This window comes from Actinotignum urematis (genome assembly GCF_051264595.1).
Classification (GTDB): Bacteria; Actinomycetota; Actinomycetes; order Actinomycetales; family Actinomycetaceae; genus Actinotignum; species Actinotignum timonense_A.
In genome coordinates this window covers 25438-48317 of record NZ_JBOZBG010000001.1, presented here as the reverse complement: position 1 = coordinate 48317, position 22880 = coordinate 25438, and the positions used below count along the sequence as shown (strand labels likewise).

At 63.5% G+C, this 22880-nt stretch carries 18 protein-coding genes and 6 tRNA genes; 16 read left to right on the top strand and 8 right to left on the bottom strand.

The genetic code is table 11. The annotated features are described in order from the left end of the window. The first annotated feature begins 4 nt into the window (after positions 1–4). Positions 5–703, top strand: a complete 699-nt coding sequence (locus tag ACRQDJ_RS00230) for a DUF3159 domain-containing protein (protein WP_284904700.1) — start codon at positions 5–7, stop codon at positions 701–703. Here the strand turns inward: ACRQDJ_RS00230 and ACRQDJ_RS00225 are convergent. Both ACRQDJ_RS00225 and ACRQDJ_RS00220 read right to left on the bottom strand, forming a co-directional pair. Beyond that, on the bottom strand, positions 655–1377 hold the full coding sequence (locus ACRQDJ_RS00225; RefSeq protein WP_284904701.1) for a potassium channel family protein: 723 nt from the start codon (positions 1375–1377) through the stop codon (positions 655–657). The genes ACRQDJ_RS00230 and ACRQDJ_RS00225 overlap by 49 nt on opposite strands. Next, the gene (locus tag ACRQDJ_RS00220) at positions 1374–2021 is read right to left on the bottom strand and encodes a potassium channel family protein (RefSeq protein WP_035276902.1); all 648 of its coding nucleotides are present in this window, start codon (positions 2019–2021) and stop codon (positions 1374–1376) included. The genes ACRQDJ_RS00225 and ACRQDJ_RS00220 overlap by 4 nt, the downstream gene beginning before the upstream one ends. A 54-nt stretch (positions 2022–2075) precedes the next feature. Between ACRQDJ_RS00220 and ACRQDJ_RS00215 the strand changes: the two genes are divergently transcribed. Together ACRQDJ_RS00215 and ACRQDJ_RS00210 are read left to right on the top strand one after the other, a co-directional pair. After that, positions 2076–3860: an APC family permease gene (locus ACRQDJ_RS00215; protein ID WP_493925882.1), complete on the top strand. Its 1785-nt coding sequence runs from the start codon at positions 2076–2078 to the stop codon at positions 3858–3860. Then, positions 3857–5125 carry a class I SAM-dependent RNA methyltransferase gene (locus ACRQDJ_RS00210; RefSeq protein ID WP_284904703.1) on the top strand — a complete coding sequence of 423 codons (1269 nt, stop codon included), beginning with the start codon at positions 3857–3859 and terminating at the stop codon, positions 5123–5125. The genes ACRQDJ_RS00215 and ACRQDJ_RS00210 overlap by 4 nt, the downstream gene beginning before the upstream one ends. Before the next feature lie 6 nt (positions 5126–5131). Here the strand turns inward: ACRQDJ_RS00210 and ACRQDJ_RS00205 are convergent, their stop codons facing one another. Together ACRQDJ_RS00205 and ACRQDJ_RS00200 are read right to left on the bottom strand one after the other, a co-directional pair. Further along, positions 5132–6346 (bottom strand): HRDC domain-containing protein, encoded by a 1215-nt coding sequence (locus ACRQDJ_RS00205; RefSeq protein WP_284904704.1) that lies wholly within the window; start codon positions 6344–6346, stop codon positions 5132–5134. A 103-nt stretch (positions 6347–6449) separates the two neighbouring features. Continuing rightward, positions 6450–7022 carry a DUF3000 domain-containing protein gene (locus ACRQDJ_RS00200; RefSeq protein ID WP_284904705.1) on the bottom strand — a complete coding sequence of 191 codons (573 nt, stop codon included), beginning with the start codon at positions 7020–7022 and terminating at the stop codon, positions 6450–6452. A 60-nt stretch (positions 7023–7082) separates the two neighbouring features. Here ACRQDJ_RS00200 and ACRQDJ_RS00195 point away from each other — a divergent pair, with 60 nt between their 5' ends. Further along, positions 7083–8159, top strand: a complete 1077-nt coding sequence (locus ACRQDJ_RS00195) for a lipid II:glycine glycyltransferase FemX (RefSeq protein WP_284904706.1) — start codon at positions 7083–7085, stop codon at positions 8157–8159. Between the two features lie 44 nt (positions 8160–8203). On the opposite strand, the gene treZ is transcribed toward ACRQDJ_RS00195, so the two are convergent. The 4 genes from treZ to ACRQDJ_RS00175 all read right to left on the bottom strand — a co-directional run bounded on the left by treZ (position 8204) and on the right by ACRQDJ_RS00175 (position 14966). Continuing rightward, on the bottom strand, positions 8204–10099 hold the full coding sequence (gene treZ / locus ACRQDJ_RS00190; RefSeq protein ID WP_435717711.1) for a malto-oligosyltrehalose trehalohydrolase: 1896 nt from the start codon (positions 10097–10099) through the stop codon (positions 8204–8206). Then, positions 10099–12669, bottom strand: a complete 2571-nt coding sequence (treY, locus tag ACRQDJ_RS00185) for a malto-oligosyltrehalose synthase (RefSeq protein WP_435717710.1) — start codon at positions 12667–12669, stop codon at positions 10099–10101. Before treY ends, treZ begins: the two co-directional genes overlap by 1 nt. Positions 12670–12679: 10 nt before the next feature. Further along, complete coding sequence (glgX, locus tag ACRQDJ_RS00180; protein WP_284889528.1) at positions 12680–14842, bottom strand: glycogen debranching protein GlgX; 2163 nt, start codon at positions 14840–14842, stop codon at positions 12680–12682. 52 nt (positions 14843–14894) lie between these two features. Next, positions 14895–14966 (bottom strand) — tRNA-Val (locus ACRQDJ_RS00175). A 213-nt stretch (positions 14967–15179) separates the two neighbouring features. Here ACRQDJ_RS00175 and ACRQDJ_RS00170 point away from each other — a divergent pair. From ACRQDJ_RS00170 to ACRQDJ_RS00115, 12 genes are all read left to right on the top strand, one after another. Beyond that, positions 15180–15252: transfer RNA gene (locus tag ACRQDJ_RS00170), tRNA-Gly, on the top strand. Positions 15253–15310: 58 nt separating this feature from the next. Beyond that, a tRNA-Cys gene (locus tag ACRQDJ_RS00165) sits at positions 15311–15381 on the top strand. Positions 15382–15384: 3 nt separating this feature from the next. Next, positions 15385–15459, top strand: a tRNA-Val gene (locus tag ACRQDJ_RS00160). 71 nt (positions 15460–15530) lie between these two features. Further along, a tRNA-Gly gene (locus tag ACRQDJ_RS00155) sits at positions 15531–15603 on the top strand. 1 nt (position 15604) lies between these two features. After that, positions 15605–15679: transfer RNA gene (locus tag ACRQDJ_RS00150), tRNA-Val, on the top strand. 487 nt (positions 15680–16166) lie between these two features. Beyond that, complete coding sequence (locus ACRQDJ_RS00145) at positions 16167–16613, top strand: Dps family protein (protein WP_284889527.1); 447 nt, start codon at positions 16167–16169, stop codon at positions 16611–16613. Between the two features lie 226 nt (positions 16614–16839). After that, entirely contained in the window at positions 16840–18819 is a 1980-nt protein-coding gene (gene thrS / locus ACRQDJ_RS00140; RefSeq protein ID WP_284889526.1) for a threonine--tRNA ligase, read from the top strand. Continuing rightward, positions 18819–19550 carry a phosphatidylinositol phosphate synthase gene (gene pgsA / locus ACRQDJ_RS00135; RefSeq protein ID WP_284889525.1) on the top strand — a complete coding sequence of 244 codons (732 nt, stop codon included), beginning with the start codon at positions 18819–18821 and terminating at the stop codon, positions 19548–19550. Before thrS ends, pgsA begins: the two co-directional genes overlap by 1 nt. Next, positions 19547–20554 (top strand): phosphatidylinositol mannoside acyltransferase, encoded by a 1008-nt coding sequence (locus ACRQDJ_RS00130; RefSeq protein ID WP_284889524.1) that lies wholly within the window; start codon positions 19547–19549, stop codon positions 20552–20554. The genes pgsA and ACRQDJ_RS00130 overlap by 4 nt, the downstream gene beginning before the upstream one ends. Beyond that, positions 20551–21675, top strand: a complete 1125-nt coding sequence (locus ACRQDJ_RS00125; protein ID WP_284889523.1) for a glycosyltransferase family 4 protein — start codon at positions 20551–20553, stop codon at positions 21673–21675. The genes ACRQDJ_RS00130 and ACRQDJ_RS00125 overlap by 4 nt, the downstream gene beginning before the upstream one ends. Further along, on the top strand, positions 21672–22265 hold the full coding sequence (locus ACRQDJ_RS00120; protein WP_284889522.1) for a hypothetical protein: 594 nt from the start codon (positions 21672–21674) through the stop codon (positions 22263–22265). Before ACRQDJ_RS00125 ends, ACRQDJ_RS00120 begins: the two co-directional genes overlap by 4 nt. 9 nt (positions 22266–22274) lie before the next feature. After that, positions 22275–22781: an NUDIX hydrolase gene (locus tag ACRQDJ_RS00115; RefSeq protein WP_284889521.1), complete on the top strand. Its 507-nt coding sequence runs from the start codon at positions 22275–22277 to the stop codon at positions 22779–22781. Positions 22782–22880: the final 99 nt, after the last annotated feature.

Genomic DNA, 22880 nt, shown 5'->3' with positions numbered 1-22880 from the left:
CCCCATGGATACCACCACACCCGGCGGCGGCCTGCGCGCGGTGCTCGGGGAAGAATTCGACGCCTGGAAAGCTATTGGCGGGGTGCGCGGCGTTATCGAAGCCAATGTTCCCGCCCTGGTTTTTGTCATTATTTATTTGGCCACCCGCAATATTCCCCTGGCGGTGCTCGTGCCCCTGGGCATGGCGATCCTGGCTATCCTGGTGCGGCTTATCCAGCGTATTGATGTGATGCCGGCCCTCGGCGGGCTCTTCGTGGTGGGAATTTCCGCCTTCTTCGCCTGGCGATCCGGGCGCGCGGAAACCTATTTCCTACCCGGCTTCCTCACCAACGCCGCCTACGCGGTAGGAGTAACGATTTCCCTCCTCATCCGGCGGCCCATCATGGGATATATCATCGGGATGCTGCGCGGGGATATTGCCAGCTGGCGCAGCGCCACCCACCCGGCCGCCCGGCTCACCTACCGGCGCTACACCCGCATTACGTGGCTGTGGCTCGCCATGTTCGCTGGCCGCGTCGTCGTACAACTACCCTTCTTTATCAGCGGTAATACCGCGGCGCTGGGAGTCATCAAAATTATTGCCGGGCCGGTGCTGTTCTGCCTGATCCTGTGGGCCACCTGGCTGCTGGTGCGCGGCCTGCCGCCCGCCAGTACCTACCTGGAGCCTTCCGAATCCGCGGCGGATTCCCCCTCCGCATCCTGAGCGAGAGCCGGGCGGGGCCGGAAATAGTTCTTGAGGGCGGACATATCCACATCGTCCCCGCCGTCAATGAGGAGCACCTGGTCATCCACGTCCACGATGAGATCGGCATCAGCCGTGAGGGGCACGCCGTCGCGAATAATAGCGTTAATGGCGACGCCGGCGGGAAGTTCAATATCACTAATGGCGCTGCCTACCACCGGGGCCTCGGCGGATACCGAAACCTGCCATAGGCTCGCCCCGCTGCGGTGGAAACGCATAACCTGGGTGAGGGAGCCATCCGAGACCGCATCCTCCACCAGGGAAGCCATAATGCGCGGGGTAGATACGGTCACGTCCACGCCCCAGGCGTCGGTGAAAAGCCATTCATTACGTGGGTTATTCACGCGCGCGATGGTGCGGGCGATCCCGAACTCGGTTTTCGCCAGCAAGGACACCACCAAATTCACTTTGTCATCCCCGGTGGCGCAGACGATAATATCTGCCTCCGCGGCGCCCGCCTCGCGCAGCGCGGGAACTTCGCAGGCATCGGCCAGGTGCCAATCCGCATCCGAAGCGCTCGAAATGCGCATAGCGGAAGGCTTCTTATCCACAATCGAAATGGAATGCTCGGATTTGAGGAGTTCGCGGGCCACCGACACCCCGACCGCGCCGGCCCCAATAATGAGAATATTCACTGCGCACCTTCCGATTTGAGCAGCACATGTTGCACGCCGGAGGCATTCTCGGAAGCGACGAGCACTTTGAGGGTGTCCCCGTCCTGGATCACGGTGTCGCTATGGGGGAGGAGCCCGGCCAGACTGCGAATAATATAGGCGACCCGCGCCCCGGTTTCCTCTTCCACATCCGCCACGGTGCGCCCGAACCAGCGCCGATCTACCGCCACTTCAATGAGGGAAATCCGGGCGAGGGGATCGCGGAATTCGTGGTGGGGGCCCAGCGGGATGAGCTCGCGCAGCACCCGGTCCGCCGTCCAGCGCACCGGGGCCACCGTGGCGATCCCGAGCCGTTCGTAGATAATCGCACGGGTCGGGTCATAGACCCGCGCCACCACATTGGTGAGCCCGAAAGTTTCGCGCGCCACCCGGGCGGCGATGATATTCGAGTTATCGCCTGAGGAAACGGCGGCGAAGCCGGCGGCGTCGTCGATATTCGCGCGCGCTAACACATCACGGTCGAAACCCACGCCAGTGATCTGCTGCCCCGGGAAATCTTCGGGGAGCTTGCGGAAAGCTTCGGCGTCCTGGTCGATAATGGCCACCGAATGGCCGATGGCGGAAAGCGAGAGCGCCAGCGCGGCACCCACGCGCCCGCATCCCATAATTACGAAGTGCACTACATTACGCTACCGCAAAGCGGGTACCGTATCCTAGTGATGAGAAAATTATCCTTCCTGGGGATGTCCCAGTACGTGGGCGCGGCCACCTGCGTCTGCCTGGCGGTGGTACTCCTCCCGCGCAGTATTCAACGCGGGGCGCCCTTCGCGAACCCCACCCTCGTGGGGGCGATGGCGCTGGCGGGGGCCGCGGTGCTCGCGCTCGTGGTGGCGGCCACCATCGCCGCCTCCCGCGTGGTGCCCGGGAAAGCCGCCCACCAGGTGGTTTCCCGCTATATTTCCCCGGCTTTCGGCACCGTTGCCGCCGCCGCGCGCTTCGCAGCTTTCGCGCTGCTCCTGGTGCTGGCCGCGGGGCTGGTGGGCATGGCGGTCAATGCCCTCACCCCGCTGGCGGTGGACGGGCGGCTCATCCAAATCCCGCTGGTGGTGGTGTGCGCCCTGCCCGCGCTGGTGCACTGGCGCCTGCCCCTGGCGGGGGCGCTGCTCGCCGTGCTGGCGGCGAGCGGAGTGATTATCGCAACCCTGGTGACCGGGCTGGTGCGCGAGGCCCGCGGCACCGTCTCCCTTGCCGATCTCATCACGAACCGCGCCGAAGAACTCCCCGGTTCCCAAGCTATCCACCCGCTCGGAAATACCTTCGTCATTATGTGCTTCCTGGCCGCGGTGGTGCTGCTGGTGGGTGGGCGTATCGGCACCGGGCGGGAACGTTTCTTAGGGCCGCGCGCCCTGAGCACCATTGCGGGCATCGCCGCGGTGGTGCTTTCGGGCACCTTCTACCTGGAAATGCGCCTGGATATTCTCACGGTCCCGGTGGGTCTGCCGAGCATCGTTATGGGCACCGCGTTCTGGGGAAGTGCCGGGCGTATTATCACCGCGATTGCTTTCGGTTTCCTGGGTTTGATCTGCGTTTTCGTGGTGTACGAACGCCTCCCGCGCCTGTTGCGGGAACTTGCTTTCGACGGCGCACTTCCCGCTCGCCTCGCCGCCCCGGAAGCCTCCCGGGCCCGCAGCGGCGTGGTCTTGCTGGTGGCGGTACTTGCCGGCGCCCTCGGGGTATTTCTATCGACGACGCACGCCGGCGTCGTCGCCCTTGTCTTTGTATGTTTCCTTATCTTCACGCTCCATTGCGCGGCCCTCTCCCTGCGCGGCGGGCAGATTCTCAAAACTTCGGAGCGGCGGGAAGAACGCCGGGCCGCGCATGCCTCCCGCTGGGGCTTTGCTTTCTTCGCGCTGGCGGGATTCCTTGTTTTGCTCGTCACGGTGGCCATGCAGCCGGCCTGGACGCTGACCTCGCTGGCGGCGGTGGCGGTGCCCACGGCGGGGATGCTCATCGCTCAGCGCGGGCGCGGAAAAATGAGCGCCCACCTCAAACCGCTGGACCTGGGGGCCGGGCGGCGCCTACCGGTCCGCACCCACGCGGTGGTGCTGGTTCAAGAACTCAATTTGCCGACCCTGCGGGCGGTCACCTACGCGCGGGCGCTGCGCCCCTCCACCCTCACTGCCCTCACCGTAGACCTGAGTGAAAGCCGTACCGCTGCGCTACGCGCCGCCTGGAGTCAATCTCAATTACCGGTGGGATTGACGGTGCTGGGCAATCCCACCAGCGGGGCGCGCGGGCCGTTGGTGGATTATATTCGTTTCCTCCTCGATACCCACCCGCAGGATATTGTGCTGGTTATCGCCCCGAAGGTGGTCTCCACCACCCTGTGGCACCGGGTGTACCTGCGCCGTTCCGTGCCCGCGCTTTTCGCTGACCTGTCCTATGACTCGCGCCTCATGCTGGTGCAAGTTCCCTACCAAATCCATTCGGGAGAAGATCTGTGACCACCCCTGCTGCTCAATCTCATCATTCGACCGTCGATATCACCCTGGAGGATATCGGCCACGGCGGTATTACCATCGGGCGCGCCGAAGGCAAAGCAATCCTGGCTCGCTTCGGGTTGCCCGGAGAACACGTGCGGGTAGCGCTCACCGAGGAACGCGCCCGTTTCGCCCGCGGGGATGTGATTGAGGTGCTCGGCGAGCCCTCGCCCTACCGCCAAGCCCATCCCTGGCCAGAAGCTGGGCCCGGGGGCGTGGGCGGCGCGGACCTGGGCCACGTGATCTTCGACTACCAGCACGAGTGGAAAACCCAGGTGCTCGCCGCCACGCTGCGCCGCATCGGCGGGCAGGCGCTCAGCGATCACCTGGCGGAGCAGGGCATTGTTCCGGAAGTTGCAGCCTTGGAATCCGACCGCGCCAGCGGCGGCTGGGCGAGCCGCACCCGCATTGACGTAACCGTGAGCGCGGGGCGCTTCGGAATGTTCCGGGAAGGTAGCCGCGAAGTTCTCCCCATTACCTCCATGCCCCTCGCGGTGCAGGAGATTGAGGAGCTGGGCCTATGGGATGGCAGCTACCTCACCCGGTTGGCGCGCAGTATCGGCCCGCTGCGCGAGGGCCAGCGGGTGCGTATCCTCGCCCCCTCAGCCAGCCCGGTGGCAGTGAGCATCGGCGGGCGCACCTTCGACGCGACCGGCGCGGAATGCTCCCCCTTCGCGCGCGAAGAAGTAGTGGTGGGGGAGGACAGCTACCGCTACCGGGTACGGGCCTCCGGTTTTTGGCAGGTCCACCGCGAAGCACCGGCCACCCTCATCGACCTGGTGACCCGCGCGGCCGAGGTTGAACCCGGCGACCATATCCTCGAACTCTACGCGGGAGCCGGGCTGCTCACCGTGCCGCTAGCCCGCGCCACCGGGCCAACCGGCCGGGTGGAAAGCCTTGAGGGTGCGCGTACCGCGGTGGAAGACGCCCGCGCAAACCTGCGGGGCTACCCGTGGGCACGTGCCCGCACCGCCGCTATTTCGGTACGGGATATTAGCGACGCCGATATTCTCCTCGCCGATCCTCCCCGGAGCGGATTGGGAATCGCGGCGGCCCGGGCCGCCGCAGCCAGCCGCGCCCGCCGGATCGTCCTGGTGTCCTGCGATCCGGCCGCGCTGGCCCGCGATGTGGCCGCCATGGTGGAATCCGGGCGGAGCGTGGAGTCCATGCGCGCCGTCGACCTTTTCCCCAATACCCACCACTTCGAAGTGGTGACAGCGCTGCGCTAAGCAGTTTTAGCGCACCGCTGCGGCAATCCAGGTGGCGGTATTCTCCACCTGCCAGGGGCGGGCTCCTAGCTCAGCTAGCGCATCGCCAATGGCGGGAGCGGTGCGCGCCACCCGGTGGCGCAAGAGGCGCGCCAGTTCGCGCTGCACGGCCGGTTTGAGAAGCACATCGTGGCGGATTCCCAGCTCCGCCGCGCGTTCCTGAACGGCACCGCGCACGTGATCGAGCAGGTGTGGAATGCCGCGTTCGGCACGCCGGGCGGGCCGGGCCGGGGCCAGTTCGGGAAGCTCGGAACTCGGCAGCGCCCAGGCCTTCGCTACCGCCTGCCACAGGGCCGGCGCCAAATACTGTTTGCCCCCGCTACGCAGCGGCCGGGCGGTACGCACATCGGCCAGGGAGCGCGGGCGGCGCCGCGCGAGGGCCGCGATATCAGCGCGGGTGAGAACTAGGTCGGGGGCGGTATCGGTGGTTTGCGCGATACGATCCCGCTCCTGCCACAGGGCGCGTACCAGGGCGAGGTCACGCCGGGAAGAAAAATCTTGGCGGTGGGTGGCGCGCCGCCACGGCTCCGCGGGGGCGGCTTTGGGTGGCCGAGTGCGGATCTCTTCAAATTCTTGGGCCGCCCACTCCAGGCGCCCGGCCCGCTCCAGGCGCTCAAGCTGCACCTCGCGCAGAGGCGCGAGCAATTCCACATCGAGGGCGGCATAGGAACGCAGGTCATCGGCGAGCGGGCGTTCGGACCAATCCGCCTGCGAATGTTCTTTCGCCAGGAGCAGCCCCAAATTTTCCGCCAGCTGAGCCTGCAAGGAAATATGTTCATCGCCCAACAGCAGCGCGGCCACTTCGGTATCGAAAAGCTTGCCGGGCCCCGGGCGCAAACCGAGATCACCCAGGGAGGGCAAATCCTGATCGGCGGCGTGCAAAATCCACACGGTATCTTCAAGAATCGCGGCCAGTTCCGGGTAATATTCCTCATTTCCCACTGGATCACACAGCAGGGTTCCCGAACCTTCGCGACGCAGTTGTATCAGGTAGGCCCGGGCTGAATAGCGGATTCCCATGGCGCGTTCCACATCCACCGCCACGGGGCCGCTGCCGCGCCGTAGCCTCGTTAGCGCGGGGCGATAGGCGGAGCCGGTGGTGAGCGGCGGGATACCTTCGCGCGGGGTATCCACATGAATGAGGGTGGGATCCTCGCTCCAGCGAATAGAAGAAGACGTCATAACCTCACAACTGCTCAGACTAGGGGCCGCGGTTAATACTAGCGGGCATGCGCAGGCGCGGGGCTGCCACGCGCAGGGGCGCCACCTCCTAGCGAGAGTGCCCCTAGCGGGCTGGCAGCGCCGTCGTTCCTTCCGGAGCTAAACCGCAAGCGAGCGCGATAAAATCCGCCCACGCCCGCACGTGGTGATAAAGATCGGGGCTGCTCGGGGTCCAGGAAGCCCGCAATTCCAGTTCGGTGAGGGAGGAGGAAAGCTCCAGCCCGCCGAAAGTTTCGTTATACATGCGGGTGACGGTGCCGACCAGGTGGTGGTAATCAGCACCGTGCGCATCCAGGGTATCGGCCAGCCACGCCCAGGCAACTTCGCCGAGCAAGGGATCGCCGGCCATCGCCGCGTCCATCGGCGCCCCCATATGGCACACAATCCGGAAGGTTCCGTGCCAGGCCTCCTGACCGGCCGGGTCGTGCAGCACCACGAAGCGGGCTCCGCCGCGGTAGCTTTCCGGCTCCATCGTCGTAGAATCATTAATCTCAGCCTGCAGCGCAACAGCCCACGGAGCAATGCGTTTCGGGGGCGGTATCTGCACGATGTGCAGCTCGGGACGAAACTCGTGCCCGCGCAGGCTATCGAGCGCGGTGAGGAAGTCCTCGGGTGCATGAATCTGAGACACGCTCATTACCGTAATGCGCCCGCGCGCGGGTTTTAGCCAGGCGCGCCGCGCAGGTAGGATGGCGGCATGTCTACACTCTCGCTGTCGCGGATCGATGACACCACCTACCTGGACCTGGCTGCCGGCCACGGCCTGCCCCTCGAGCAGCTGCCCGCCTGGGACCGCTACGAGGATGCCCTGCCCGGCCACGCACCATTCGGGCGTTTCCTGTGGCGCGATAGCGCAGGTGCGCCGCGTGCCCTTATTTCTCTGACCCGGATGGAAGGGCGCGGTTTCACCTACCTGTGGGCGAAAAAAGGCCCGGTGTGGCTCGGGGAACGGCCCGCGGCGGCGGAAGAACTGGAGTTCCGGACCGCGCTGGGGCAGCTGGTGCGGGGCGCGGATCGCAGCCTCGCCTTCATGCGGATTCACGCCTGGCACCCGGCCCCGGACCTGCACGAATTACTGCAAACGGTCACCTATGATCGCACCGTTATGGTCGACGTCGCACGCCCGGATGCGGAGATCCGGGCGAGTTTCTCCAAGTCGGGGCGTCGCCAAGCACGCAAAGCCGAGGCGGAAGGCCTGGAATTTTGCGATGAAACGGAGCGGGCTCGGGAGGTTTTCCCGGAGCTGTACGCCATTCTCACCGAAACGGCCACCCGGGATGATTTCGGGGCAGCACCCATGAGCCAATACGTGACCATGCTGGAATCCCTGGGCCCGGAACACGCCCGGCTTTTCGTGGCGCGCGCGGAGGGGCGGGCGCTGGCCTGGCAAATTGTGCTCGCTACCGATGACCTCGGGGAAGCCTATTACGCGGCAACCAGTGCGGAAGCTCGCCAGCGCCACGCCTCCATGTTCATGGATCTGCACACCATAACGTGGCTGCGGGAAACCGGGCGGAAAGCTTATGACCTGATGGGGGTGCATTCGGAGCGCGCCCCGCAATTAGAAGGCGTGACCGGCTACAAACAAAAATTCGCTGCCGAGTTCACCGAGGTGGCCGGCGCCTGGGATGTGCCGCTGCGCCCGCGCTACTACCGCGGTCTCAAGCTGGCGCTGCGCGCTAAACGCTCCGCGGTGGGTGCGGTGCGTGCCTCTGCGGGGGCGGTGTGCGGCGTGCGCGAGCGCCTGGGCCGCCGCTTAGGCAAAGCTTCCTAGCCTCCGAGCCTCCTAGTCTCCTCAGCGCGGGCCGCGCCCCGGAGCTAGGCGCTGCCGGGGGTGCAGGGGATGTTGAGGCGGTAGGGGCTGAGCACCGCGAAACCGGGCCCGGAAAAATCAACATAGGATTCGGCCACGGTCACGCTACCCCAGGTGAGGAGCGTATGTAGACGGCCCGCTTCGGGCGGTAACTGCACCCGAGTGGGGTGAGCGGCCGCCGCGGCCGTTTCTTCCACTTGCGTTTCACCTGGTTTATTGGCAGTTGTTTCGCCGGGGAGGGGGTCGGCCGCGCCTATATGGAAAACCACGAAGCTAGCTCCGCGTCGGTAATATCCCGCCTCACCCAGGCGCACGATCTCCGAATCCTCCCGGTCAGGGGAAGAAAAATCTGGGTGCTCGCGCCGCAGCCGCAGGAGCTCCCGGGTCGCCTCGAGATAGCGAGCATGGGAGGGCTCCTCGAGTTCCGCCCAGTCCAGGTGCGAGCGCGTGAACGTAGAAAGCGCCTGGGGCGGGGGAATCTGGCCGGCGTGCTCACCCCAATCCCAGTCACGAAATTCCGCAATCCGCCCCGCATCCACACGTTCCCCTAGCTCCGGAGTGTGATCGGTGAAGAATTGGAAGGGCGCGGAAGCACTCCACTCCTGACCCATAAAGAGAAGAGGCGTGAAGGGGGAGAGCAGCATGAGCGCATCAGCAACAAGGGTGTGTTCTGCACTCACAGTAGAGGAGCGGCGGTCACCCAGGGCTCGGTTACCCACCTGGTCGTGGTTTTCGGTATAAGCGAGGAAACGGCGCGAATCGAGGGCAGCGGGCACCGGGGCACCCCAGTTTCGCTTCCGGAAACTAGAGAAATTACCGTCGTGCACGAAGACACGGCGCATGGCCTTTTCCAGGGCTCCGGGAAGCGCAAAATCCCCGTAATAGGCGAAATCTTCCCCGGTCACATAGACATGCAGGGCATGGTGAATATCATCAGCCCACTGCATATCCATACCGTAGCCTCCCGCTCTTGTGGGGCGCAGCATCCTCACATCATTGAGATCGGATTCTGCTACGAGGGCGATATGCCGGCCGGTCTGCGCGGCGAAAGCCGCGGCGGCGTCGGATAAATCGGCGAGAATATGTGTACGGGAGCGGTCCCGGATCGCGTGGACGGCGTCAAGCCGAAAAATATCCACGTGGTAATCGCGGGCCCACTGGAGCATATTGTCAATAAAATAACGCCGCACCGGGCCGGAATCCGGGCCGTCCACGTTCACACCCGGGCCCCACACCGAAGAATAGCGATCCGTGGTGTAGGGGCCGAACTCGGCTAAGAAATTCCCGTCGGGTCCGAAATGGTTGTAGACCACGTCGAGGCATACTGCCAGGCCAGCGTGATGCGCAGCCTCCACGAACCGTGCGAAACCCGCCGGACCGCCGTAATTTTCGGTGACTGCATAGATATCGACGCCGTCGTAGCCCCAATTGCGGGTGCCGGGCACCGGGCAAATCGGCATGACCTCCACGATATCCACCCCGAGCTCGCGCAGATACCCAAATTTTTGCGCCGCCGCATCGAAGGTGCCCTCCGGGGTGAAGGTGCCAATATGCATTTCGTAAAAAACCTTGCCGAGCGGATCCACCCCGGGGAAGGGCGATAACTCGAAGGCATCGAGATCAACAATTTCGGAGGGCCCCATGACGCCCTCGGGCTGGCGCCGGGTGCGCGGATCGGGCAGCCCCATCCCGTCATCCAGACTGATGCGGTAGCGGGTGCCGGCCGGCAGGGGAGTATCGAGGATCCACCATCCCGGCCCGCTGGCCAGGGCCGCGCCGTCGCGCCCCGCGCGCGCTGCCGCAATATCCGCAGCGGTGACCGGCCGGAAGGGGAGGCGCTCCTCGCCTACCAGGGCCTCGACTCTCGTGCGCCCCGGCGCCCAGACGCTCAGCGGTTCCATTAATCGGTGCTCCCTCCGGCGTCGGACCCGCAGGTCTCAGCGCGAACGTACACCGCCACCGGCAGATTCGCGCAGGCATCACGAACAAAGAGCTGGGGCCCTTCAACCTCGCCTTCCTCCAGCACACTGCGCCAACGCCCGGGCGGGAGCACGATATGCGCATCGCCCCAGCCCCCGGCCACCTCCTGGCGGTGCGCGAGGCGCGCGACCACCACGACCACATCCGGCTCCCCATCCAGGGTGCGGGTAAAAGCAAAAATATTGCCAGTGGTAACCGCGAGTGGCTCATAGCCCGAACGTAGCGAAACGAAAGTATCCGGGCGGTCGCGGCGCAGGCGCAGGAGGCGCGAGGTCACCCACATTTTTTCTTCATCGACGCTCGCCTGCGCGGGGAGTGCCCCGGCGCTATCGAGCTGCTCGAGCATGCTGGCGAGCCGCGGGTAATTCACCGGGCGGCGGTTATCCGGATCCACCAGCAGATTGCGGGTGATTTCCTCCCCCTGATAGGTATCGGGTACCCCGATCAGTGTGAGGGCCAGAACCTTCGCGGCGAGGATACGCGCGCGGCGCGCCGGGCGGGTATGTTCCCACCAGGCCGTGAGCTCAGCCACCGATTCCGGGGTGGAAATAACCGAGCGTGCATAAGCAAAAAGCCCGGTTTCCAGTGCTTCATCCGGTTCGGTCCAGGTGGTCCAAGATTTTTGTTCCCGGGCAGCCTTGCGCAGGTAGTCAATGAGGCGATCAGCTTCGATAGGCCCGTTATCCGTCCAGGTTCCCATAATGGTTTGCCACATGAGGTTCTCGATCTGGCCATCGAGTTCCGCCGGGCGGGAGGCTGCGTGCCGTTCGCGCAGCCGTTCCAGGAGCTCCAGCCATTCGGTGGGGTAATCCGCCAGGGTGGCAATAGCGGCGCGGGTATCTTCCCCGCGTTTCGTATCATGAGTGGTGAGCGTGGTCATCATCACGGGCCAATCGGCCATCATCTGCCGGGTCCAGGTATGCAGCTCATCGGGGGTTAGTGAGGCGCGCAGCGGATCGGATCCCACCTCGGTTGCCGAGGTAAGCGCGGTATACCGATAAAAAGCGGTATCCTCCACGCCCTTGGCCATAACCGCACCGCACACCTGCTGGAAGCGGATAATCGCCTCGTTTCGGGAAGCATCATGGCGTTTCGTCGCCGAACCGATTTCCCGCCCGAGCAAAATATCAACAACAACGTCCAGGGTTTCGCACCGGTCTTCGGAGAGCAGGCCCCGGGCGCGTTCGGCGGCTTCAAGCAGCGCAGTTTCAGCGCTGGCATGCGCTTTCTCCCCGGGAACTACGTAGGCCCGGTACCGGTCCATGCAGATGACGAGCGCGGAGACCGCATCGTACAAGGACCGCTGGGAATGGTCCCGCAGGCGCAGATCATCACGGCACACTTCCGCCATGAGCCGCGCCATCCGCTCCACTTCCGCCTGGAGGGAGGAATGCATAATCTGGCTTTTCGCTTCGCGCTCGAGGACCGGATACGGCTGGGTGGTATGGGAAAGATGCACGAAATTCGCGGTGAGGGCACGCACGCCCTCCGGGTCGGTCAGCAGCGCCCCGATACGCCACGAAGCCTCGTAGCCGGTACACCCCGCGCACTTCCAATCCGAAGGCAGCTTTTCGTCACCCTCCAGGATTTTCTCCGCCACGATCCACGCCCCGCCGGTCGCTTCGTGCAGACGCTCCATATACTGACGCGGATCGGCCAGCCCATCGGGATGATCGATCCGGAAAGCATCAATGAAGCCGGCGTGGAACAGCTCGAGCAGCAGCGCGTGGGAAGCCTGAAATACCTCCGGATCCTCCACCCGGATCCCGGCCAGGGTATCCACATCGAAAAACCGCCGGTAATTGAGTTCTTCCTCAGCGACCCGCCAATAGGCAAGCCGATAGTACTGGCGTTGCAGCAGTTCTGCCAGCGGCAGAAATTCGGTGCCTTTCCGGACCGGGTAAACGTGGTCATAGTAGCGCAAGACGGGAACTGCGCCGTCGTTCTCATAACCCGGTACGACGACGTGATCGAGGCTAATCGCCTCCCGGGCGAGCGCGGTACCCACCCGTTCGCCGAGCACCGGGATGAGGATCCCATCGTCGCTGGACTCCACGTCAATATCGAACCAGGAGGCATAGGGGGACTCGGGGCCGTCACGCAGCAGGGACCACATGGCGCGGTTGAGGTAGAGCGGGGTGGGCATGGCCATATGGTTGGGTACCACATCAACGACGACGCCGAGGCCGGCCGCGTGCGCGGCATTCGCAAAAGCCTCAAAACCGGCCCGCCCGCCCATCGGCTCGGAAATCCGGGTGTGATCCACCACGTCATAGCCGTGCGTGGAACCCGGGGCGGCCTGGAGAATGGGGGAGCAGTACACATCGGTAATCCCGAGCTGCACCAGGTAGGGGAGCAGGGCGGTGGCATCCGCGAAGGTGAAGTGGGGACCGAGTTGCAGCCGGTACGTGGACACGGGCTGGCGCCGCCCGGCGCTAGGCACGTGGGAACGTAGAGCTGGAATACTGGAGGTGTCAGTGATTGCGGTCATACTTTCGAGCTTAGCGCACGGCCTGCGGAGTTTTCTGGGCGCCGGCCAGGGCGTCGTCGATATCTTCCTCGGACGGCTCATGCACGAAGACGCGCAGGGAGCGCCCGATCACGATGGTGGTATCCCCGGAGGCGAAGACGATCTGGGGATTGACCTCCGCCGCGGTATTAACCACTTCCGTCCACTCGCGGTCATAGACACCGCCCGGGATGGCGAACTCAACTTCGTCGTCGCCGGCATTGAACATGAGGAGAACATCATCATCAATAATCGGGTTGCCGCGCTCATCGGGTTCGCGGATACCCGCACCGTTGAGGAACACCATGAGGGCTCGCGCGAAACCGGAATCCCAATCGGAATCTTCCATCTGGCTGGAATCGGGGCGGAACCATTCGATTTCCGGCAGGCAGCCTTCGCATACCGGGTCGAAACCGGCCACGAAGCGCCGGCGCCGGAACACCGGGTGATTCTTGCGGAAAGCAATAGCAGCCCGCGTGAATTGCAGAATATCCATCTGGCGGTCATCGAGATCCCAATCCATCCACGCGATCTCATTGTCCTGGCAGTAGGTGTTGTTATTACCGCCCTGGGTGCGCCCAATTTCATCACCGTGAGAAATCATGGGAACGCCTTGGGAGAGTAGCAGGGTGGAGATGAAATTACGGATTTGGCGTTCGCGCAGGTCGAGGATTTCGGGATTATCCGTGGGGCCTTCTTCCCCGCAATTCCAGGAGCGGTTATTCGATTCGCCATCCGCGTTGTTTTCACCATTGGCCTCATTGTGCTTCTCGTTATAAGAAACTAGATCACGCATGGTGAAACCATCGTGGGCGGTCACGAAATTAATGGAAGCGAAGGGGCGGCGCCCGGAGGATTCATACAGGTCCGCGCTGCCCGTTAGGCGGGAGGCGAATTCCGGCAGTGCGGCCGGTTCCCCGCGCCAGAAATCACGCACGGTATCACGGTACTTTCCGTTCCATTCCGTCCACAACGGCGGGAAGCCACCCACCTGGTAGCCGCCTTCGCCCACATCCCAGGGTTCAGCGATGAGTTTGACCTGGGAAATAATGGGATCCTGCTGGATGATGTCAAAGAAGGAAGAAAGCTTATCCACCGCGTGGAGTTCGCGAGCCAGGGTGGAAGCCAAATCGAAACGGAAACCATCCACATGCATTTCCGTCACCCAGTACCGCAGCGAATCCATAATGAGCTGGAGGGTATGCGGGGAGGTCATATTCAGGGAGTTCCCGGTCCCGGTGGTATCGAAATAGTGCCGCGGATCATCTGGGACCAGGCGGTAGTAGGAGCGGTTATCAATACCCTTGAAGGACAGGGTGGGGCCCATGTGGTTCCCCTCCGCCGTGTGGTTGTACACCACGTCCAGGATGACCTCAATATCGGCTTCGTGGAAAGCTTTGACCATGGCCTTAAACTCATCGACCTGCTCCCCGCGCGAGCGGGTGGCGTAACCATCGTGGGGTGCAAAGAAACCGATGGTGTTATAACCCCAGTAATTGCTCAGGCCCCGATCCTGGAGCGAGGTGTCATTGATGAACTGGTGTACCGGCATGAGCTCAATAGCCGTCACCCCCAGGGAGGTGAAGTAATCGAGAACGGGCGGGTGGGTGAGGCCCTGGTAGGTACCGCGTAATTCTTCGGGAACATCCGGGTGGCGCTGGGTGAATCCCTTCACGTGCGTCTCATAAATAATGGTCTCGTTATATTCATGCTTGGGTGGGCGGTCATAGCCCCAATCGAAGTAGGGGCTGATGACCACGGAGACCGGCACGTGGCCCAGTGAATCCAAGGTGCACGGTTGCGAGGGATTGTTGAAGTCATAGGAAAAGACTTCCTGAGCATTGGTGATATTGCCTTCGATGGCTTTGGCGTAGGGATCCAGGAGGAACTTGGAAGGATCGCAACGCAGGCCCTGAGCCGGATCGTAGGGGCCGTAGACGCGGTATCCGTAACGCTGCCCGGGCCGAATTGAGGTGAGGTAACAATGCCAGACATTGGCATCAACTTCCCGCAGTTCCACGCGGGTTTCTTTGTTGTTATCGTCAAGCAGGCAGAGTTCGATTTTCTCAGCCACGGAGGAGTAGATCGCGAAATTCGTGCCGGTGCCGTCGAAAGTAGCGCCCAGCGGATACGGGTGTCCAGGCCAAATTCTCATACCTGAGTATCTCATACGAAAATGGGAATCTACTGAAAATCTAGCGAGACGGTGGGCGATACTGGGTTCGAACCAGTGACCTCTTCGGTGTGAACGAAGCGCTCTACCACTGAGCTAATCGCCCGGGCGACCGTAACGGCCCGTGCATCACGCAAGCTTATAGGGGGCGGGCGGGGAAACTCAAATTTAACTAACGTGGTGTGCACCTCACTGCCTCGGTTTGACCGGGTGCGCGGAATGTCGCTATAGTTTTTCGATGTCATCGACGTCGCCGCGGCGGTTCCCGCCACGGTTAACCCGGCCAGCGCGGCTTGGTTAGTGATTGTTGATCGGCCACGCGGATGTAGCTCAGTTGGTAGAGCGCAACCTTGCCAAGGTTGAGGTCGCGGGTTCGAGCCCCGTCATCCGCTCGGATGTGAAGAAAGGCAAAGCGGCACACGTGCCCATACTCCTCTCACGTATCCGGACGGTGGGTTGGCCGAGAGGCGAGGCAACGGCCTGCAAAGCCGTGTACACGGGTTCGAATCCCGTACCCACCTCGCGGGCGATTGGCGCAGCGGGAGCGCGCTTCCCTGACACGGAAGAGGTCACTGGTTCGATCCCAGTATCGCCCACCACTATTTCCTTGCAGCGCCATTTTGACCCGGCTCTCACGGTTGGGTAAGCTAGTGGCTCGCTGTGAAACAGTGCGGATGTAGCTCAGTTGGTAGAGCGCAACCTTGCCAAGGTTGAGGTCGCGGGTTCGAGCCCCGTCATCCGCTCGGGCGATTGGCGCAGCGGGAGCGCGCTTCCCTGACACGGAAGAGGTCACTGGTTCGATCCCAGTATCGCCCACCATATTTATTCACCGCATATCGCCCTCCGTACCCACGTCCGACCGAAATCAAAGTGCAACGGCAGCTACGTTAAGAAATTGTTTTGATGTCGTGGGGTTGCATCCTGTGGCGCCCACTGTCGTGAGGTTGCATTCTGTGGGGGCCGATGTGGTGTGGTTGCATCCTGTGGGGTCCGATGTCGTCAGGTTGCTTTTTATGGGCACCACCGCTCACATCGTCCATGCTTGTCCGTGTCGAGCGGGTGATCGCACCAGCGCCAGCTAACCGAATGCCTAGGAAGTAAATGACCAAAGTCCCGGGTGTCCGCCTCAAGCTGGAAGCAATCATGCCATGAGCGTAAAAGCGCGCAACCATGCGGGAAAGCGGCGTCGTCGTGCGGAAAAAGCAGGTGAAAAAAGAACGGTGCACAGCCCTGCGTTAGGTCTTCCTGACTATATTTTCCGCAATCAAGCGGGTAGACCTATAGACGTAAACGAAAGGATGGATCAATGGCCGAAAAAGTTGTTATCGATGCTCTTCAGCGCACGCTGACCGATCTTATTGACCTCTCCCTGCAAGCCAAGCAGTACCACTGGAATATTCAGGGTGCGCGTTTCCGCGCCCTCCACCTCGCTCTTGATGAAGTTGTGTCCGTGACCCGCACCGACCTTGATGAGGTTGCTGAGCGCATTGCCACCATCGGGGGCTTCCCGGATGGTCGGGCCGTGACCGTCGCCAAGGAAAGCGGTCTGGATGATGCGGGTACCGGTCCCTTCAATGTGGACGATGTTTACACCGTGATGGCGGAGAAGCTCTACGGGGCCTCCCGGCGCATCCAGAATGACCTGTCCAAGGTGGACGAAGCCGATCCGCTCAGCGGTGACCTGCTCATCGGGGTCGCCCGCAACCTGGAGCTGCAGGGCTGGTTCATGAAGGCCGCCTCGGTCGAAAACTAAATCGCTCGCGCTGACGGGCGCACGCCGGCGGCTAGCGCGCGTCGGCACCGCGCCGCGCCGCAGCCGTGACTCATAGCGAAGGGGACCATCTCACCAGGCGTGAGGTGCGTCCCCTTCGCCGTGTTCGCGGTAGGGCCGGCCGGGCGGGCCCGAAGCGAAACAGGTATCCTGGTGGGCGGGCATCCCCGGTCTGGATGCCGTGAAAAATAGAACTAAGGAGAAAACTATGCCCGCACGTCTATCCGTGGACGGCACCCTCGTCACCCTTGACGAACCGTGCCCGGGAACCGCCTACTTCGCCGCGGATCGCGCGATTGTCGCCCTGAAAGTTAACGGGGAACTCAAGGATTTGGCCACGGATTTGACCACGCTGGACGGTGCCGAGGTGGAAACCGTGCGCATCGACTCCCCGGACGGGCTCAATATTCTCCGCCATTCCGCCACCCACGTGCTGGCCCAGGCAGTCCAGCAGATCTACCCGGATGCGAATCTGGGCATCGGCCCCTTCATCGAGGATGGCTTCTACTACGATTTCGGCAATATTGATCCGGTTACCCCGGAGATGCTGAAAGAGCTCGAAAAGCGCATGAAGCGCATCGTCAAGGAAAATCAGCGTTTCGTGCGCCGTGAAGTCACCGAGGAAGAAGCGCGCCAGGAAGAAGCCTCCCAGCCCTACAAGCTTGAGCTCATCACCACCAAGGGCCACGATGCGGACGGTGCCAGCGTGGAAGTGGGCCACGGCGGGCTCACCATGTACGACAATGTGAACCGCCACGGCGATGTGGTGTGGACCGATCTGTGCCGCGGGCCTCACCTGCCTTCCACCAAGTTCATCGGCAACGGTTTCGCGCTCACCCGCGCCTCGGCCGCCTACTGGAAGGGCGATCAGAATAACGATCACCTCCAGCGCATTTACGGCACCGCCTGGCCGAGCAAAGAAGAACTGGATGCCTACCAGACCCGCATTGCCGAAGCGCAGCGCCGGGACCACCGCCGGCTGGGCACCGAACTCGACCTGTTCTCCTTCCCCGATGAAATTGGTTCCGGGCTTCCGGTATTCCATCCCAAGGGCGGCATTATCCGCATGGAAATGGAAAATTACTCCCGCCAGCGTCATATTGAAGCCGGCTACGATTTCGTCAATACCCCGCATATCACCAAGGGGCAGCTCTTCCAAACCTCCGGGCATCTGTCCTGGTACAAGGACGGCATGTTCCCGGCCATGCGGGTGGATGAGGACCAGGATTACTACCTCAAGCCGATGAACTGCCCCATGCACTCCCTGATTTATAAGGCGCGCGGGCGCTCCTACCGCGATCTGCCGCTGCGGCTCTTCGAATTCGGGACGGTCTACCGCTATGAAAAGTCCGGTGTTATCCACGGCCTCACCCGCGCCCGCGGCTTCACGCAGGATGACGCCCATATTTACACCACCCGCGAGCAGATGCGCGAGGAACTTTCCTCCCTGCTCACTTTCGTGCTGTCCCTCCTCAAGGACTACGGCCTCAACGATTTCTACCTGGAACTGTCCACGAAGGACCCCAAGAAGTTCATCGGGGATGATGCCCTCTGGGAAGAAGCCACCCGCACCCTGGAAGAAGTGGCGCTCTCCTCAGGCCTAGAACTGGTGCCCGATCCGGAAGGTGCGGCGTTCTACGGCCCCAAGATCTCGGTGCAGGCCCGCGACGCTATCGGCCGCACCTGGCAGATGTCCACCATCCAGCTTGATTTCAACCTCCCCGAGCGTTTCGGGCTGGAATACACCGCGCCGGACGGCTCGCGCCAGCGCCCGGTTATGATCCACCGGGCCCTCTTCGGTTCCATCGAACGCTTCCTGGGCGTGCTGGTTGAGCACTACGCCGGGGCTTTCCCCGCCTGGCTCGCCCCCGTGCAGGTGCGTCTGGTGCCGGTGGCCGAAACCTTCAACGACTACTGCGAAGATATTGCCCGGCGCCTGCGTGAGCAGCATATCCGCGCCGAAGTGGATACTTCCGATGACCGCTTCGGTAAGAAGATTCGTAACGCCGCGAAGGAGAAGATTCCCTTCACCCTCATTGCCGGTGGGGACGACGTCGATGCCGGCGCCGTGTCCTTCCGTTTCCGCGACGGCGAACAGCATAACGGGGTCGCTATTGACGAAGCGATCGCGCATATCGTGGATGTGGTACGACGGCGCGCTAACGAGCCGGAAGCGGAGAAGTTCTAATGCTCTCTCGGAGCGGGCGGCCCCTGGCCCAGGCAATTTTCGGTCCCATCGCGCGCCTGTGCGTGCGCGCGGGGATCAGCGCCGATGCCGTAACGATCACCGGGACCGTGGCGGTGGTGGCCTGCGCGCTCATCCTCTATCCCCTCGGGCACCCGGTGTGGGCCTCCTGGATTATCGGTATCACCGTGATTTTCGATAGCCTTGACGGCCAAATCGCCAGGCTCACCGGAACCGCCTCCCGCTGGGGTGCCTTCCTGGATTCCACCCTGGACCGCCTGGCAGATTCCGCGATATTCTGCGGGATCCTGCTGTGGATCGTGCGCTGGAATATCGGTGCCGGCGCGGGGCTCACCGAGTGGCTGGCCCTGGCCTGCCTGGCGGCCCTGCCGGCCGCGCTGTGTACCTCCTATGCGCGTGCCCGCGCCGAAGCTGTGGGATTCACCGCGAATGTGGGGATCAGCGAACGCGCTGACCGGCTCGTGATTGTGCTCCTCGGGGCGCTGATCACCGGCTACGGGGCGAGCGCCTGGGTGCTGCTGGTGGCCCTGGCCTACCTCGCGGTAGCCGGGTGGATTACGGTGGCCCAGCGCATGGTGACCGTTTACCGGCAGTCCCGCGTAGCCGCAACGCAGACCCGCGCCGAGCACGGTGCCGATGAATGCGTCGCCGGTGATCTGAATTACAGTGAGCGAAATACCGGTGAGCGGGCCGGCCAGGGGAGCGGCCAGTGAATCTCGGCAATCTTCTTTTCCGCGCCACCGGGGCGGTGGCCCGGCTCCCCGAACCGGTGGGCCGCGGCCTCTTCGCCGCGGTGGGGACGGTCGCCGGAACCCTGCCGCTGCGCGGAACCCAGCAGCTGCGCCGCAACCTGGCGCGGGTACGGCCAGATATGCGCGGGCGCGCTGCCCGCCGGCTGAGCCGTGCGGCCATGCGTTCCTATATGCGTTACTATTACGAAGCTCTGCGGCTGGGAACCTGGGAAGCTGATGATTTCGCGGCGCGGGTTATCGAGGACGGCCTGGATTCCGCCCGCGCGGAATTCGCCCGCGGCCACTCCCTCATCGGTGCACTCATGCACATGGGGAATTGGGATATGGCCGGGGCCTGGTCGCGCTATTTCCTCGCCCCCGTGCACACCCTGGTCGAAAAGCTCGAACCGGCCGAGGTATTCGAGCGCTTCGTGCGCCTGCGTGAAAATATTGGGATGGTTATCTATCCCGTGGTCAAAGGCGGTGGGGCCATTCACCGCCTCGCGGAGGACACCCGGCAGGGCCCCATTCTGGCCCCGGTTCTCGCGGATCGTGACCTTACCGCTTCCGGGGTGGAAGTGGAATTCTTCGGGGAGAAGATGCTCGCCGCGGCCGGACCGGCCATTCTTGCCATAGATACCGGCTGCGCCGTCGTTCCTATTTTTTCCTACTACGTGAAAAAGGAACGTACCCGGGCCGTACCCACCCGGTGGCGCATGGTGTTGCGCAGCGGCGCACCTATCCGCGCCCGTGTGGATGCCGCGGCCTCCCCGCGCGAGCGCCACGCGGACATCGCGCGCATCACCCAGGAATGGGTCGCGGCTTTTGAAAGCGTGCTGGTCGAGCACCCCGAGGACTGGCATATGCTCCAGCCCGTTTTCGTTGCCGATTTGGATCCCGAGCGCTACCGTACCAACCGTGAGAAAGCCGCCCGGGAGCTCGCGCGCCGGCAAGCAGAGTACGACGCGAAGGAAGGAACGCCGTGAACATCGGGATTGCCTGCCCCTATTCGTGGGACGTGCCCGGGGGAGTGGGATTCCATATCCGGGATCTAGCCGAGGAACTCATCGCCCGCGGGCACAGTGTTTCGGTGATCGCTCCGAGTGAAGAAAACGAGGCACTGCCCGATTACGTGGTGCCGGTGGGTGCCTCCGTGGCGATTCCCTATAACGGTTCGGTGGCGCGCCTCTCCTTCGGGCCGCGCGTCAATCGGGCGGTGCGGCGCTGGCTACGCGACGGGAATTTCGATGTGCTCCACGTGCACGAACCCTTCGTTCCCTCCGTGTCGATGCTCGCGCTCATGAGCGCGGAATGCCCGGTGGTCTCCACCCACCACACCGCCATGGATCGCTCCCGGGCTTTCGACCTTTTCTCCCCGGTGCTGCGCCCCATCCTGGAGAAAATCCAGGCGCGGATCGCGGTTTCCCAAGAAGCACGCCGCACCACCGTGCAATATTTAGGCGGGGACGCTTTTATTATTCCCAACGGCGTGTACACCGCGGATTTCGAGGTGCCGCGCGATGCCCGCTTCACCGGAACGCCCGATTCGCCCACCTTCGGATTCCTCGGCCGCCTGGACGAACCGCGCAAGGGCCTGCCCGTACTGGCCGCTGCCGCCCCGCTCATCCTGCGCGACTATCCGCAAGCGCGCTTCTTCGTGGCCGGGAAAGGCGATGAGGCAGCCGCCCGGGAACTCTTCGGGGAGGCGGCCGCTCAGGTGACCTTCCTCGGGCCGGTCAGCGATGCTGATAAAGCCGCGATGCTCGCCAGTGTGGACCTCTACGTTGCCCCTAATACCGGCGGTGAATCCTTCGGAATTATTCTTATCGAAGCGATGAGCGCGGGCGGCTTCGTGCTCGCCTCGGATATTCCCGCCTTCCGCGCGGTGCTGGGCGGGGGAACCTTCGGGGATCACTTCGCCAATGAAGACCCGGAGGATCTGGCTCGGGTTGCGCTGGCGGCTTTGCGTGATCCGCAACGCCGGGCCCGGGTAGCCCAGGCCGGCCAAGCCGAAGCCCAGCGTTACGACTGGTCCACGGTGGCCTCTCAAGTTTTCGCCGTGTACGAAACCGCGGTCCGTACCGCCCAGATGGAGGTAGAGCAGTGAATCTTTGGTGGTCCCTTGCCCTTCTCGCCGGTGTGGTGCTCCTTCTGCTCGGGTTCAGCGCGGCTCTGGCGGCCCGCCGCCTCGACCGCCTCCACACCACTCTTCTGAAATCCCGCCGGGCGGTGGAACAGGCCCTCGCTGCCCGGGCCCGCACCGCCTACGATATGGCGATGTCCGGGGAGCTGGATATGGCCGGGGCCCTTATCCTCACCGATAGTGCGCAGCGGGTACTTTCTGCTTCCATGCTCCCGGTGGTGGCGGACGGATTGGAGGCCCTGCCCGGTGATATGCGCGCAGATCTGCCCGATCCGGCGGTGGCCGCCCGGGAGCGGCGCGCGGTGGAATCCGAGCTTTCCCGTGCCCTGCGCCTCACCGTGGATGAGCTGGACCCGAACGATATCACCGATGCGGCGGCCCGCGAATTTTACCGGCGCTTGGAGCGCGCCCGCCTCGATGTGCGCATGACGCGCTCCTTCCATAATTCGCATGTGGATCAGGCCCGCCGGGTACGCAATTCCCGGGTTCTCTCCATTTTCCCCATTGCCGGGCACGCACCGGTCCCGCAAACCATCGATATTGATGATGAATAAGAGCACCCGATGACCACTACCCCGCGGCGCGCCGCGCGCATTCTTGCCCTGGATGAGGCCGGCCGTGTCCTCCTCATCCGCGGCCACGACCGGGATGACCCCACGCACCGCTGGTGGTTCACGCCCGGTGGGGGATTGGAAGATGCGGAAAGCCCCCGGGCGGCAGCGGTACGGGAATTTCGGGAGGAGACCGGCGTCGTCGTAACTGAAACGGAACTCATTGGGCCGGTCCTGCGCCGGTACGCAACTTTTCGTTTCGCGCGTGCCACCCTCAACCAGGACGAAGTATTTTTCGCGGTGCGCCTCGACGCGGAGCGCGCCCGCGCGGCGGTGACCGGACGTGGGCGGGCCTGGACCGCGGCGGAAGAAGAACTCCTCGACGCCATCCACTGGCGCGCCGGCGCGCAACTGATCGGCTCGGCGAGCGAGCGGGTTTACCCGGCGGGCCTCGCGGAGCTCGCCGCCCAGGTGCATGCCGGCTGGGACGGCATCTGCCGCGAGATGTGGGACAACTGAAGCGCGGGAAAACTGAGGCGCGGGAAAACTGAATACCGAGAGAACCGATCTTCGGAACAATTGTGGCGCGCTGCGGCCCGGGTAATAGTTCCCGGGCCG

Coding starts and splice junctions, on each gene's coding strand:
- ACRQDJ_RS00205 (WP_284904704.1), bottom strand. CDS start 6,346: ATGACGTCTTCTTCTATTCGCTGGAGCGAGGATCCCACCCTCATTCAT.
- treZ (WP_435717711.1), bottom strand. CDS start 10,099: ATGGAACCGCTGAGCGTCTGGGCGCCGGGGCGCACGAGAGTCGAGGCC.
- ACRQDJ_RS00195 (WP_284904706.1), top strand. CDS start 7,083: ATGTCTACACTCTCGCTGTCGCGGATCGATGACACCACCTACCTGGAC.
- ACRQDJ_RS00215 (WP_493925882.1), top strand. CDS start 2,076: ATGAGAAAATTATCCTTCCTGGGGATGTCCCAGTACGTGGGCGCGGCC.
- treY (WP_435717710.1), bottom strand. CDS start 12,669: ATGACCGCAATCACTGACACCTCCAGTATTCCAGCTCTACGTTCCCAC.
- glgX (WP_284889528.1), bottom strand. CDS start 14,842: ATGAGAATTTGGCCTGGACACCCGTATCCGCTGGGCGCTACTTTCGAC.
- ACRQDJ_RS00220 (WP_035276902.1), bottom strand. CDS start 2,021: ATGGGATGCGGGCGCGTGGGTGCCGCGCTGGCGCTCTCGCTTTCCGCC.
- ACRQDJ_RS00145 (WP_284889527.1), top strand. CDS start 16,167: ATGGCCGAAAAAGTTGTTATCGATGCTCTTCAGCGCACGCTGACCGAT.
- ACRQDJ_RS00200 (WP_284904705.1), bottom strand. CDS start 7,022: ATGAGCGTGTCTCAGATTCATGCACCCGAGGACTTCCTCACCGCGCTC.
- ACRQDJ_RS00115 (WP_284889521.1), top strand. CDS start 22,275: ATGACCACTACCCCGCGGCGCGCCGCGCGCATTCTTGCCCTGGATGAG.
- ACRQDJ_RS00230 (WP_284904700.1), top strand. CDS start 5: ATGGATACCACCACACCCGGCGGCGGCCTGCGCGCGGTGCTCGGGGAA.
- thrS (WP_284889526.1), top strand. CDS start 16,840: ATGCCCGCACGTCTATCCGTGGACGGCACCCTCGTCACCCTTGACGAA.
- pgsA (WP_284889525.1), top strand. CDS start 18,819: ATGCTCTCTCGGAGCGGGCGGCCCCTGGCCCAGGCAATTTTCGGTCCC.